This window comes from Austwickia chelonae NBRC 105200, from assembly GCF_000298175.1.
Classification (GTDB): domain Bacteria; phylum Actinomycetota; class Actinomycetes; order Actinomycetales; family Dermatophilaceae; genus Austwickia; species Austwickia chelonae.
In genome coordinates, this window is record NZ_BAGZ01000008.1 from 187,889 (window position 1) to 200,943 (window position 13,055).

Below are 13,055 nucleotides of genomic sequence, written 5' to 3' on the forward strand. Positions count from 1 at the left end.
CGGCCATATCGGTGACCATGGTGCGGCGTGACTCTGGTGATGGTGTTGTGTGTGCCGGCGGGCAGGCTCCCGGACGGTGTCCGTGGAGCTCTCCCCGACGTCGACCCCCTCCTGGGAAGAGGCTTACCCGAGATGGCTACGGTACAGGGCTTCTTCTCCGAAAAGTCGGGGCTCAGGCAGTACGACGTTCCGGTGTCGGCAGATAAGGCGCTGTCGGAGTCGGGTCGATCTGTTCGGTCTGCGGCTGTACTGGGGTGGCTGCCTCGTGCTCCTCGGCGACCTGTGGGCCGGGAGCTGCGGTCGTTCGGGGGGCGGCGTGGCTCTCGGGCCAGCCGGCGGTGGCCAATTTGGCGGTGACTCGACGGATGTCCTCCTCGGTGGCGTGACCCTTGAGGAGGTCTTCGATGGCTTCACGGATCTGGGCCGGAGAGATCGGATCGAGACCGCGGTGCCTTTGGAGATGATCGACGACTTCGACGATCTCCTGTTCGGTCAGATGCCGTTGCAGGACACCAAGCAGGGCGATGTAGTCCTCACGGGGAACGCCGTGGGGGTAACCGGCACGTAGCCAGTCGAGGATCGCACGAAACGTGAAACTCATCGGTGCCCTTCGCGATGTGACATGTGGCCCTGCCCGGGGTCCTCCGGGATCAAGTGATCAAGGCATCGTATCGAAGGGGGAGGAATCCTCTCCGTGTGATGGATGCACCTGGCACGGTCCGTCGGGGTGGACGGCTCCCGGGGACGTCCGACCTCTTACTTGTGTTTGGGGACGAAGGTCGGGTAGATGTGCTCGAAGCTGACGCTCTGGCCCAGCCCGGAGGCGACGACGATCGCGATGCCGATCCCGATGGTGAAGAGCACGAGGGAGAAGATCGCGGCAGCCACGACCTTGCCTGCCGGGTTCGGTGCGATTGCGGTCCCGTCCGGGCCGGTTCCGTGGGCGAGGCTTTTCACGCCCAGGGCGAAGAGCGCGGGCAGGCCGGCGCCGATGATCAGAGAGACGAAGAGCACCTTGGACGCGGCGCTGATCAGGAGACCGAACATGGTGGTGGGCTGTCCTTAGACCTGTGAGTCTGATTGACGAGACGATGCCGGGGTGATGTGCAGGTGTCCCGCGGGGACCATCGACGAGGGGCGCTCCTCCTGGGTGGAGGGCGCGAAGGTTGCGTTCTCCGCGGCTTCGGTGGCGGTGCCATCCCAGTCGTCGTTGACATTGTTGTGGTCGATGGGCGCCTGGCGGGAACGCAACCACATGTATCCGGAGAGAGCCACCAGGATCGCGAAGACGATGAGCGGGCCGGCGTAACCGCCGAAGGCATTGCCGATGTACCAGGTGACCGCCCCGACGATTCCTGCGCAGGGGAGCGTGATCAGCCAGGCAGCGACCATGCGACCGGCGACCCCCCAGCGCACTTCGGCGCCGGGCTTGCCCAGGCCGGTGCCCAGGATGGATCCGGTGGCCACGTGGGTGGTCGAAAGTGCGAAACCCAGGTGGCTGGAGGTGAGGATGACCGCAGCCGAAGCAGATTCAGCTGCCATGCCTTGCGGGGAGGAGATCTCCACCAGGCCTTTGCCGAGGGTGCGGATGATCCGCCATCCCCCCAGGTAGGTGCCCAGAGCGATGGCGACCGCGCAGGTGACCTTGACCCATAGCGGGATGTTGTGGGTGTCGGTCCATGAGCCGTGGGCGATCAGGGCCAGGGTGATCACCCCCATCGTCTTCTGGGCGTCGTTGGTGCCGTGGGCCAGGGAGACCAGGGATGCGGTGCCGATCTGTCCCCAACGGAATCCGGTCTCCTTGTAACGTTCGGCGACTCCTCGGGTGATCCGGAAGATCAGCCAGGTGCCCAGGGCGGCGACCAGACCGGCCACGACCGGGGAGACCAGCGCCGGCATGATGACCTTGCCGAAGACACCGTCCAGCTTCGTTCCGTCGCCGGACCAGTTGACACCGCCCCAGCCGATCCCGGCGACGGTGGAGCCGATCAGGCCGCCGAAGAGCGCGTGGGAGGAGCTGGAGGGAAGGCCCAGGAGCCAGGTCAGCAGGTTCCAGACGATGCCGCCGACGAGCCCGCACAGCACGATGAGGAGTAACGCTTCGCCGTGATTCGCCAGGAATTCGGCCTTGGGTGCGCCGGACTTGTCCTGGATGTTGATCACGGCATTGGTCACGGTCAGGGCAACCTCGACCGACAGGAAAGCACCGATGAGGTTGAGGATGGCCGAGAGGGCCACCGCCGTCTTCGGCTTGAGGGCACCGGTGGCGATGGAGGTGGCCATCGCGTTGCCGGTGTCATGGAAGCCGTTGGTGAAATCGAAGGCCAGGGCCGTAATGACTACGAGGGCCACGAGCAGAAGAGCTACGTCCACACCGCAATTGTGGGGCCAGAAGTGACCCTCCGGTGAACCGGCTTCCGCGCGTTAACCTGGACAGAACGTGTGACCAGGGCGTTTGTCCAAACTGTTCAGCAAAAATTCGTCTTAGACGTTCGCGCAAGACCTGGGTGAACGGCATTCACAGAGCCTGTTGGATCGTTCTTCCACATCGCGGCAAGGCGGCGGAGGAAGAACGATCCAGGAGGAAGGGAAACGCCGATCAACGACCGAACAACTGAGTGTTCGACGCCTCGACCTCCGCATATTGGGCGCCCGCTCGAGACAAGGCATTTTCGATACGGTCCAAGGATTCCCGGACCTGTCGTTGGGTCGCTGTCCAGGAGCTGACCGCCTCCTGGAACTGAGCGGACGCCGAACCCTGCCAGGCGCCCTGCAAGGCCGAGAGCCGGCCGCTCATGCCCACGACATCCGCCTCCAGCTCGGCGCTGATCCGACGGATGTCCGTCGCCGCGGAAGAGATCTGAGCGGTATCGACGTGGAACTGCGTGCTCATGGGAAAGCCTTTCGTCCGGGCGGCGTTCTCCCGCCGCGACCCCACCACGTTAAGAAGAGCTCCGCATCCCTCCGGCCCGGTCCACAGACGGGTATGCGACGGCCCGCGTCGTCCACCGGGTTGTGGACGACGCGGGCCGTCGTGCTGACAGATACTGAGCGGGCTCAGTTACGGGTGTCCTCGTCCAAGGTCACCCGGATGTCCTGGCGTTTACCTTCACGGACGATGGTCAGGGTCACCTGGTCACCGGCCTTACGTTCCCGGATCTGAGCCTGAAGGCTCAATCGGCCGTCGACGACCTCGCTGTCGACCGCGACCACCGCGTCGCCCGCACGTATGGAGGCCTTCTCCGCCGCCGATCCCGCAGACACCTGCTGGATCTTTGCCGCCGCCCGCTGATCGTTGCCGTCCGGGACGACTTCGTCGGCCAAGGTGACTCCCAGGAAGGCATGTCGGGCCTTGCCATGGTTGATCAACTGCTCCGCGACGCTCTTCGCCTCGTTCGCCGGGATGGCGAAGCCGATACCGATATTGCCGGAGGTCTGTGAGAGCGAGGCGATGGAGGAGTTGATCCCCACCAGCTGCCCGGCGCCGTTGACCAGCGCACCACCGGAGTTCCCCGGGTTGATCGCCGCACTGGTCTGGATGGCGTTCGTCACCACAGGGACGGCATTCGGAGCCCCGGGAGCCGCCTTGTCCCGCGTGGTGACCGGGCGGTTCAACGCACTCACGATGCCGGTGGTGACCGTTCCGGCCAGCCCCAGCGGGTTACCGACCGCCATCACCGGGTCACCGACCCGCAGCTTGGTGTCGTCCCCGAGGATGATCGGATGTAGATCCTTGGGTGCGTCATTGATCCGCAGGACCGCCAGGTCGGTTGCCGGGTCGGTGCCCACGATGTCGGCGCTGTAGACCCGCTTGTCGTCAAGGGCGACCGTGATCTTGGCCGATTCGCCTCCGGCCATCACCACGTGGTTGTTCGTCACCACATGGCCCTTGTTGTCGATGATCACACCGGAGCCGTCGCCGCTGCGGGACCCCGAGGAGACCTGGATGGAGACCACACTGGAAGTGACGGCCTTGGCCGTCGCCGTCCAGTTCGGATTGTTCGGGTCGGCCTGTTCGACCTGACGCGCAGGCTCCCCCATGCGGCTGGTCCCTGCGGAGGAGCGGAACAGGGCCCAGGTGCCTCCGGAGGCAAGAACGGCGGCCAAGGTCGCCGCGACGCCGATCTCCAGCAGACGGCGCGCCTTCTGCTGCGAGGCGCCCGGAGCCGGGGGCGGGGACTGTCCGGGGCCTGCGGGCCACGGCTGACCGGGAGGGGGCTGTTGGCCGGTCCAGCCGGCAGGAGGCGGATAGGCCTGCCGGTGGCCGTCCCCGGTCGCCCAGGTGGTGTTCTCCGAACCGGCCTCCGCTGCGGGGACAGCGACATCCTGACCGGCGGGCGGGGGCGGAGGCGCGGAAGCCTCGACCTGCTGGGGCGCTCCGGGCGGGGTCAGGACCTGGCCGGGAACGGTGGCCTGCGAAGGCGGCACAGCGGCAGGCGGCGCGGCAGGCGGCGCGGCAGGGGCCGGCGTTGCCCCGCCGGTATTCCCGCCCGCCTTCGCCGGATGAGAGGGGGATGTGTCGGGCTGCGAAGAAGAGCCCCGGCTTTCGAGGTTGTCAGGCTGGCTCATCGCACTCCTTGGTGGTCGTCGTCGGTACGGACGGCTGTAGGGGGCGCAGAGGGGGAGGCCGTCCCGGCTACAGAGGGTTTACCGTGGCCGTCAAGGCCTGGGGACGTGGCCGAGGTGGCCACGACAGGAGAGTCTTGGACTCGTTTGGATCGTGCCCAGCGGAGTTTGGACGCGGAGACTTTAACCTTCGGGGCCGGAGCTTTCTCCGGGCCGGGAGAACCAGTCGACTGAGGCCGACAGTCGGAGGGCATCTCCACGACAAAGGTAGCGCCCCCGCCGCAGGTGGCACGCACCCCGACACGTCCGCCGTGCGCGTTGACGATGGCCATGACGATGGCCAGTCCGAGCCCGCTCCCACCCGAAGAACGTCCCCGGGAGGGATCGCCGCGGAAGAAACGTTGGAAGACCCGGTCGATATCGGCCTCGGCGATGCCGGCACCGTGGTCCCGGACCTCCAACCGGTAGACCCGGCGGGACTCGCTGCCCGGCTGGTCCGTCACATCGCCGCTCACCGTGCCGACGGCGACCTCCACCGGAGAACCGGAAGGGGTGTGTTGGAGTGCATTGGCCACCAGGTTGGTCACGACCTGGCGGAGCCGGGCCTCGTCCCCGCAGATCATGGTCGGGCCGAGCGGACCCTCACCGAGGCCCACCAGGCGGATGGGGCGCTGCGGGTCGCGAGCCTTGGCGTCCTGGACGGCGTCACCGACCAGCACGGTGAGGTCGACCTCGTCGAAGGTCATCGGACGACGGTTGTCGAGCCGGGCCAGGGTGAGGAGATCTTCGACCAGGCCGCTCATCCGGGTGGCCTCGTCCTCGATACGACGCATGGCACCGGCGGTCGCTTCCGGGCTGGATGCGGCCCCCTGGCGGTAGAGCTCGGCGTAACCGCGGACGGTGGCCAGCGGGGTGCGGAGCTCGTGGGAGGCATCGGTGACGAAACGTCTCATCCGGTCCTCGGAGGCTTCCCGGACCGCGAAGGAACTCTCGATCTGGGAGAGCATCGTGTTCAGCGATCTCGAGAGACTGGCCACCTCGTCCTGGGCCGCGTGTTCGGGCACCCGTTGGGTGAGATCGCCGTCGGCGATCGCGGCAGCGGTGTCCTCGATCTGACGCAGTGGACGGAAGGCCCTGTTCACACCGAGGAATCCCACGTGGACGCAGATCGCCACGACGAGCAGACCGATGGCCAGGGAGACCACGTGCAGGCGGGACATCGTCTCGTCGACCCCGCGCAGGGAGGTGGCCACGGCGTAGGTGCCGCTGCGGTCGGAGAGCGGACCGGCGACCACTCGCCACTGCGGGTTGTCGGTGCGGGTGTTCCCCGACGAGGGGTCGACCTTGATCGAGTCGGTGGTGAAGGGCTCGCCGCTTCGGACGCGGGGGTCGTCCAGCGGAAGGCGGGGGATGTCGGGGAGGACGTGTTCGTCCGAGGAAGGCTGCAGATAAGGGCTGCGTCCCTTGGGGTCCATGTAGATGACGGTGTACGTGGTGGGCAGCCCGGGGGTGAAGACGTGACCGGTCGCCATGATCTGCGGTAGCGAGTTCGACGCGGCCGAGTTGCTCGCCGAGCGCAGCTCATCGCTGGTGCGGTCCATCAGGTACGAGCGCAGGAGCAGTTGCGTCGCGAGATTCGTCAGGAAGAGTGCCGTCACCAGGAGCACGACCAGGACCGCGACGAGACGCCACCGTAAGGGCCATGCCTTCAATGCCCGAACGGCGCGGTCCCGGGTCCGGACGACACACGTCCTCGGCTTCTCGACAAGCCGAGGGAGTGCTGCAAGCGGGCTCAAACCTGTTCCGGGGGCAGTCGCAACACGTACCCGACTCCTCGCCGGGTGTGGATGAGGTGGGGTTCCTCCACGTCGATCTTGCGGCGCAGGTAGGAGATGTAGGACTCGACGATCCCGGCTTCACCACGGAAGTCGTAGTCCCAGACGTGGTCCAGGATCTGCGCCTTGGACAGGACCCGGTTGGGATTGAGTAGCAGGTATCGCAGCAGCTTGAACTCGGTCGGGGAGACGTCGATGACCCTCTTGCCGCGTCGGACCTCGTGCGAGTCCTCGTTCAGCTCCAGGTCGTGGAAGCGCAGTACCTGATCCTCGTCGGCCTCGCCACGGGTGCGGCGTAGGACGGCCCGGATCCGGGCGACCACTTCTTCCAGACTGAATGGTTTGGTGACATAGTCGTCGCCGCCGACGGTGAGGCCCTTGACCTTGTCCTCGACCGAGTCCCGGGCGGTGACGAAGACGATCGGCATGTGGCGACCGTTTTCGCGTAGCCGTCGGGTCACGTCGAAGCCGTCCATGTCGGGGAGCATGACGTCGAGGACGAGGAGGTCGGGTTGTTCCCGTTCGGCGATGGTGATGGCGGTGGCGCCGTCACCCGCGGTGAACACCTCGAACCCGGCGAAACGCAGGGATGTGGCCAGGAGCTCACGGATATTGGGCTCATCCTCGACGACGAGAAGTCGGGCTTCAGGAGGTGTGCTGCTCACAGCAGCCAGTGTGCGGCTGCTTTCTGGATGTTAGCTGTGAGACTGCCGTATGTCGCGAGTTGTCTTCTGCTGTCGTCTGTTCCAGGAATCCGGCGGGGTGGGCGGGCATGATGGGACAGGGCGTCCCGTCGGGGCGGGCGCCTCCAGACCTGTGAGTGAGGAGCAATGATGCGCCGACCGCAGCACGAGCCGATGCCCGGGATGCCCGATCGCGTCCGAATCTACGAGGTCGGCCCCCGCGACGGGCTCCAGAACGAGAAGACCACGGTCGCGACCGACACCAAGGTCGAATTCGTCCGGCGCCTCGTCCGCTCAGGCCTGGACACCGTCGAGGTCACCAGCTTCGTCCCGGCCACGTGGGTCCCTCAACTGGCCGACGCCGCCGAGCTGATCGGCCTGCTCGGGGCGGATGGTCTCGGCCGGGGACGTCCTGTGCTCGTCCCCAATGCGAAAGGACTCGACCGGGCTCTGGAACTCGGGGTATCCGCCGTTGCCGTCTTCGGCAGCGCCACCGAGACCTTCTCCCGGAAGAATCTCAACCGATCCGTCGCCGAGTCCTTCGAGATGTTCGGGCCGGTCGTCCGTCGGGCCGCGGATGCCGGTGCCTGGGTCCGGGCCTATGTCTCGATGTGTTTCGGCGACCCCTGGGAGGGGGACGTCCCCCTGGGACAGGTGGTCGAGGTCGCGCTCCGCTTCCTGGAACTCGGGGTGGACGAGCTCTCCCTGGGCGACACCATCGGGGTGGCGACGCCCGGGCATGTCGTCCGACTCCTCGACGCCCTGTCCGGGGCCGGTGTGGAGTCCGGACGGTTGGCGGTGCACTTCCACGACACCTACGGTCAAGCCCTCGCGAACTCCCTGGAAGCCGTCCGCTGGGGGGTCCGGACCGTCGACGCCTCGGCAGGGGGCCTGGGCGGATGTCCCTACGCCGGGTCGGCGACCGGGAACCTGGCGACCGAGGACCTGGCCTGGGCCCTGGAGGGCATGGGGGTGTACACCGGCGTCGACCTGGAGTCCCTGGTGGCGACCAGCCAATGGATGGCCGGGCGGCTCGGGCGGGAACCGGCGAGCCGGGTGGTGCGTGCCCTGACGGGCTGATCCGAGCGTCGGGACCTTCCCCGTACAGGGTGCTCTCTCGGACGAGTGGTGCGGCCCCGCCCCCACCGTCAGGGACGGGGCCGCACCGGTACGACTCACAGGGAATAGTTCTGCACCATCGTCATCAGGGCCGAGGCCCGTTCGGAGAGCTCGCTGGCCGCACCGGCGGTGACCTTTGCGGCCTCCCGGTTGGCGTTGGCGGTCTCGGAGATCTCTCCGACCTCCCCGGCGATGCGGGAAGCACCGTTGGCGGCGTCGTTGACATTGCGGCCCATCTCGTTGGTGGTGGCGGTCTGTTCCTCCACCGCGGAGGCGATCGTGGCCTGGGTGTCGTTGATCTGGGAGATGATCGCCGAGATCTCGCTGATCGCGGCGACCGCCGCCTGGGTGTCGACCTGGATGGCCTCCACCCGGTGGGCGATGTCCTCCGTGGCCTTGCTGGTCTCCTGGGCGAGGTCCTTGACCTCGTTGGCGACGACGGCGAAGCCCTTGCCGGCCTCGCCGGCCCTGGCGGCTTCGATGGTGGCGTTCAAGGCCAACAGGTTGGTCTGTTCCGCGATGGAGGTGATGGCCTTGACCACTTCGCCGATCTTCGCCGAGCTGTCGCCCAGCTTCGCCACCGTCGCATTTGTCGTGCTGGCCACGGAGACCGCGCTGGCGGCGACTCCTGCGGCGTCCTGGGCGTTCTTGGCGATCTCCCGGATCGAGGCCGTCATCTCCTCGGTGCCCGCGGCGACCGTCTGGACGTTGGAGGAGACCTCGTCTGCCGAGGCGGACACCGTGGACAGGGTGCCCGCGGTCTGGTCGGCGCTGCGCTGCAGGTCCTGGGCTGCACCGGCGATGACGCCCGAGGTGCTCTGGACCTGGGCGGCATTTTCCCGGACGCCGGCGACGGTCTCGTTGAGCGCGGCGATCATGTCGTCCAGGCCGGAGCTGAGCTGCGAGAGCTCGTCCGTACCCGCCAGCTGGGTCCGGGCGGTCAGATCGCCGTGTCCCACCTTGTCGACGGTGTTCTTCATCACTTCGATGGGGCGGATGATGGACACCGCGACCAGGGCGACACCGCCGACGGCCAGGGCGACCGACACGATGAGCACGATGATGAGGGTGTTCCGGCTCCGTTCGTACTCTGAGGTGGCTTCCGCGCGACGCTCGTCCGCGGCCTTGCGCTCGGCGTCGACCAGTTTCATCACGGCGCCGTCGGCGGCACCCGAGGGGCCGATGGCGTTCTGGTCGCGGTACTGGGCGTATCCGGCGAAGTCCATCTTGTCGCCGTAGGCCATCAACGGGTCGAGGACGGGGAGATAGCTCTTCCAGGATTCCTCGAGCGTCTTCAGCGCTGCCGGGTCGACCGTGTTGGGTCGGTAGGCGGCGAGGTCCTTATCGAACTGGGCCTGGGCGGCTTCCTTGCGTTTCTTGTGATTGGCCTTGGACGTGGCGTCGGTCGAGGTGACGTAGTTCAGGGTGCCGATCCGTACGTCTTTCATGTCGGCGCGCATCGCGCCCAGCTGGCTGATCGGTACCAGGGACTTGTCGTAGATCTCGGCGGAGGCGGCGGCCACCCGTCCGAGGGAGATCACCGAGAAGGTGCCGAGAGCGATGGCGATCAACAGGACGATCCCGACGACGACGCCGAGGCGACTCTTGATGCTCAGTCGTCCGATGACACCACTCATCCCTCCTGGTCGAGCCGATCCCTGGCGGGAGAACTCTGTAGACATCTCTTGTCCGATCTGACGGTGGAGGCGCGCGTGACCTGGATCGGTGCGCGCAGCTGTCCCCTGGAAGATCGGCTGCAATCCCTTCCGCTGTAGTTTTCAACGAGGACAAGACGATCGGTGTCGTCCTCGCGCCGCGGGAGAGGGGGATTCCCCGCCGAGGCCGGGGCGGTGGCGGTATTGGCGGTTGCTGTCAGGACGAGCACGTAGCGTGGGAGCACACACATCAGACAGGAGGCTTCATGCGTTCAGGAATTGATCGTGCCGCGATGGAACCGACGATCCGTCCTCAGGACGACCTTTACGGACATGTCAGCGCAGGCTGGCTGTCGACGGCCGAGATTCCTCACGACAGAAGTCGTTTCGGCACTTTCGACGATCTGCGCGATCGTGCCGAGGAAAATATGCGGGCCCTCCTGGAGGAGGAGAGCACTGCGGAGGCGGACGGCCCGGAGGGGGCACGTCGCCCGGGTGACCTGGCCAAGGACCTGTACGTCAGCTTCCTCGACGAGGACGCTGTGGAGCAGGCCGGGATGACGGCGATCGACGCGCTCCTGGCGCGGATCGACGCGGTCGAGGACACCGTCGAGTTGATGGTTCTTCTCGGCGGACTGCAGCGTGAGGGCGTCGGGGGAGCCGTCGAACCCTATGTGAACACGGACGCAGGGCAGCCCGACCGTTATGTCGTCTACCTGGAGCAGTCCGGGCTGGGGTTGCCTGACGAGGCCTACTACCGGGAAGAGTCCTATGCCGAGCTGAGGGAACGTTATGTCGCTCACCTGACCCGCCTGTTCGTCCTCGCCGGGGACGACGAGGAGGCCGCGGGTGCGCGTGCGACGGAGGTCATGGATCTGGAGACGCGGTTGGCGTCCGGGCATCTGGACCGGGTCTCCTGCCGGGATGCGGTGAAGAGCTACAACCTCGTCGACGGCGAGGGGCTGATCGCCCACGCTCCGGGTCTGCCCTGGGAACGTTGGCTGCGGGCCGTGGGTGCACCCCGGGAGGCCTTCGACGCATTGGTGATGCGTCAACCGGCCTATCTGCAGGCCTTGGCGCACGAGTTGAGTGCAACCCCCCTCACGGTATGGCGTTCCTGGATGCGCGCGGCGGTTCTCCACGCCTACGCTCCTTATCTGCCCGCCGATGTCGTGGCAGAACACTTCGACTTCTACGGGCGCACGCTGTCGGGTATCCCGGAGCAGCGGCTGCGGTGGAAGAGGGGCGCTTCTCTGGTCGACCAGCTGCTGGGCGAGGACGCGGGACGTCTTTATGTCGAGCGGCATTTCTCGGCCGAGGCCAAGGAACGGATGATCACCATGGTGGACAACCTGGTGGCGGCCTACCGGCATGACATCGATCGGTTGGACTGGATGACTCCGCAGACCAGGCAGAAGGCCTTGGCGAAATTGGAGCTGTTCACCCCGAAGATCGGGTTCCCCGACCGGTGGCGCGACTACACCGGCCTGCGGATCGACCGGAACGATCTGTTGGGGAATGTGCGTCGGGCGCAGATGTTCGAGGCCGATCGGATGTGGGCCAAGCTCGGCGGGCCGATCGATCGTGACGAATGGTTCATGAACGCTCAGACGGTCAACGCCTACTACAACCCCGGGATGAACGAGATCGTCTTCCCGGCCGCGATCCTGCAGCCGCCGTTCTTCGATGCGGAGGCCGACGACGCGGTCAACTACGGGGCCATCGGTTCGGTCATCGGGCATGAGATCGGGCACGGTTTCGACGACCAGGGCAGCCGGTACGACGGTCATGGTCGGCTGGTCGATTGGTGGACCGAGGCCGATCGTTCGGCTTTCGAGGTGAAGGCCGCTGCTTTGATCGCCCAGTACGACTCTTTCAGCCCCCGTGATCTCCCGGGGGAGAAGGTGAACGGTGCGCTCACTGTCGGGGAGAACATCGGGGATCTCGGTGGGGTGACCATCGCTCACCTGGCCTATCACCTGTCGCTGGAGGGCGAGGGTGCGCCGGAGCTCGACGGCCTGACCGGTGACCAGCGCTTCTTCATGGGCTGGGCTCGGATCTGGCGGACGTTGTGCCGTCCGGAGGAGGCGAAGCGTCTGTTGTCGATCGATCCGCATTCCCCCGGGGAGTTCCGGGCGAACATCGTGCGTAATCTCACCGAGTTCTACGAGGCTTTCGATGTCCGGGAAGGCGACGCGCTGTGGCTGCCGGAGTCGGAGCGGGTGCGTATCTGGTGAGGAAGGCGCGGTCCTGGCTGCTGGGAGCATCTGCAGCCACGGTGCTGCTGGCCTCGACGGTGTGGTGGTGGGATCTGACCGGTCCGGTGCCGATGGTGCAGCCGCTGTATCCAGCGGTGGGTGTCCTGGCAGTGATGGTGTTGGCGGTCTGTGCCGGTGTGCGGTATTGGCGGTCGGCGGCAGCGGCTGGTTTGGCTCTGATCCTGTACGGGACGGCGATGGGTCCGACGGTGTTCCCCTTGACGGGCACCCTTGCCGCGGATCCGTCGACCACCGGCGCCAAAAATTTGCGGGTGCTGGCGGTCAACACCGAGTTCGGTCAGATCGATGTGACGGCGTTGAAGCATGTGGTGGAGTCCCGGCAGGCCGACGTGGTCGTGTTGACCGAGGCCGGCCCACAGTTCGTCCCCCATGTGCGGCAGGCCTTCCGGGTCCGTCTTCCGCATGATTCGGGTCCGACCTTGGGCGGGGCCGGGGGGACCATCGTGTTCTCTCGTTTTCCGATGAAGGTGCTGGATGCCGGTAACACCGACCATACGAAGCCGCAGCAGCCGGTGGTCCGGATCGAGGTCGAAGGGAGGCCGGTGACGCTGCGGGGGATCCACCCGCGGTCACCGAGCTCGGCGACGAAACTTCCGCAATGGCGCTCGGATCTCGCCGAGTTGGCTCGTTGGCAGCGTGCTCAGCGGGGCGCGGTGGTCATGGTCGGTGATTTCAATTCCGGCTGGGCGCATCCTGCGTTCCGAGAGGTGGCCGAGGGCTTCGACGACGCGCTGAGGGTGACCGGGCAGGGTTGGGAGCCGACCTGGCCGGTGCATCCTCAGATCCCTGCCTTCGCACAGATCGATCATGTCCTGTCGAAGGGGCTGGGGGTGCGTGGCGCCCAGGTGTTGCGGATTCCTCGGACGGATCATCTGGCGGTTTTCGCCGAGCTGACGGTGCCGTGACCTACAGGGAGGG

General features: G+C 66.5%; 11 protein-coding genes. 3 read left to right on the plus strand and 8 right to left on the minus strand.

The window, feature by feature from the left end; all coding sequences use genetic code 11:
* Positions 1-172 precede the first annotated feature (172 nt).
* The 7 genes from AUCHE_RS16165 to AUCHE_RS07520 form a co-directional block, all read right to left on the minus strand.
* Positions 173-601, minus strand: a complete 429-nt coding sequence (locus AUCHE_RS16165; RefSeq protein WP_006502678.1) for a DUF3349 domain-containing protein — start codon at positions 599-601, stop codon at positions 173-175.
* 155 nt (positions 602-756) lie between these two features.
* Positions 757-1,047, minus strand: coding sequence for a hypothetical protein (locus AUCHE_RS07495; protein ID WP_006502679.1), 291 nt, complete (start codon positions 1,045-1,047; stop codon positions 757-759).
* A gap of 15 nt (positions 1,048-1,062) precedes the next feature.
* Positions 1,063-2,373, minus strand: coding sequence for an inorganic phosphate transporter (locus AUCHE_RS07500; RefSeq protein ID WP_006502680.1), 1,311 nt, complete (start codon positions 2,371-2,373; stop codon positions 1,063-1,065).
* A gap of 226 nt (positions 2,374-2,599) precedes the next feature.
* Positions 2,600-2,893 (minus strand): WXG100 family type VII secretion target, encoded by a 294-nt coding sequence (locus AUCHE_RS07505; RefSeq protein ID WP_040321835.1) that lies wholly within the window; start codon positions 2,891-2,893, stop codon positions 2,600-2,602.
* 164 nt (positions 2,894-3,057) lie between these two features.
* A complete protein-coding gene (locus tag AUCHE_RS07510) occupies positions 3,058-4,428 on the minus strand; it encodes a S1C family serine protease (RefSeq protein WP_245706776.1) in 1,371 nt (456 codons plus the stop codon).
* A gap of 137 nt (positions 4,429-4,565) precedes the next feature.
* A complete protein-coding gene (locus tag AUCHE_RS07515) occupies positions 4,566-6,278 on the minus strand; it encodes a sensor histidine kinase (protein WP_245706777.1) in 1,713 nt (570 codons plus the stop codon).
* 80 nt (positions 6,279-6,358) lie between these two features.
* Positions 6,359-7,066 carry a response regulator transcription factor gene (locus tag AUCHE_RS07520; protein ID WP_006502684.1) on the minus strand — a complete coding sequence of 236 codons (708 nt, stop codon included), beginning with the start codon at positions 7,064-7,066 and terminating at the stop codon, positions 6,359-6,361.
* A gap of 168 nt (positions 7,067-7,234) precedes the next feature.
* On the opposite strand from AUCHE_RS07520, the gene AUCHE_RS07525 reads away from it, so the two are divergent.
* Positions 7,235-8,164 carry a hydroxymethylglutaryl-CoA lyase gene (locus AUCHE_RS07525; protein WP_006502685.1) on the plus strand — a complete coding sequence of 310 codons (930 nt, stop codon included), beginning with the start codon at positions 7,235-7,237 and terminating at the stop codon, positions 8,162-8,164.
* 95 nt (positions 8,165-8,259) lie between these two features.
* Here the strand turns inward: AUCHE_RS07525 and AUCHE_RS07530 are convergent, their stop codons facing one another.
* Positions 8,260-9,840, minus strand: a complete 1,581-nt coding sequence (locus AUCHE_RS07530; protein WP_006502686.1) for a methyl-accepting chemotaxis protein — start codon at positions 9,838-9,840, stop codon at positions 8,260-8,262.
* Positions 9,841-10,124: 284 nt separating this feature from the next.
* Between AUCHE_RS07530 and AUCHE_RS07535 the strand changes: the two genes are divergently transcribed.
* Both AUCHE_RS07535 and AUCHE_RS07540 read left to right on the plus strand, forming a co-directional pair.
* Positions 10,125-12,095: a M13 family metallopeptidase gene (locus tag AUCHE_RS07535; RefSeq protein WP_006502687.1), complete on the plus strand. Its 1,971-nt coding sequence runs from the start codon at positions 10,125-10,127 to the stop codon at positions 12,093-12,095.
* Complete coding sequence (locus AUCHE_RS07540; RefSeq protein WP_006502688.1) at positions 12,059-13,042, plus strand: endonuclease/exonuclease/phosphatase family protein; 984 nt, start codon at positions 12,059-12,061, stop codon at positions 13,040-13,042. Before AUCHE_RS07535 ends, AUCHE_RS07540 begins: the two co-directional genes overlap by 37 nt.
* Positions 13,043-13,055: the final 13 nt, after the last annotated feature.

Bases quoted from the DNA above. Each gene is read 5' to 3' on its own strand.
- AUCHE_RS07525 (WP_006502685.1), top strand. From the start codon at position 7,235: ATGCGCCGACCGCAGCACGAGCCGATGCCCGGGATGCCCGATCGCGTC.
- AUCHE_RS07530 (WP_006502686.1), bottom strand. From the start codon at position 9,840: ATGAGTGGTGTCATCGGACGACTGAGCATCAAGAGTCGCCTCGGCGTC.
- AUCHE_RS07495 (WP_006502679.1), bottom strand. From the start codon at position 1,047: ATGTTCGGTCTCCTGATCAGCGCCGCGTCCAAGGTGCTCTTCGTCTCT.
- AUCHE_RS07505 (WP_040321835.1), bottom strand. From the start codon at position 2,893: ATGAGCACGCAGTTCCACGTCGATACCGCTCAGATCTCTTCCGCGGCG.
- AUCHE_RS07535 (WP_006502687.1), top strand. From the start codon at position 10,125: ATGCGTTCAGGAATTGATCGTGCCGCGATGGAACCGACGATCCGTCCT.
- AUCHE_RS16165 (WP_006502678.1), bottom strand. From the start codon at position 601: ATGAGTTTCACGTTTCGTGCGATCCTCGACTGGCTACGTGCCGGTTAC.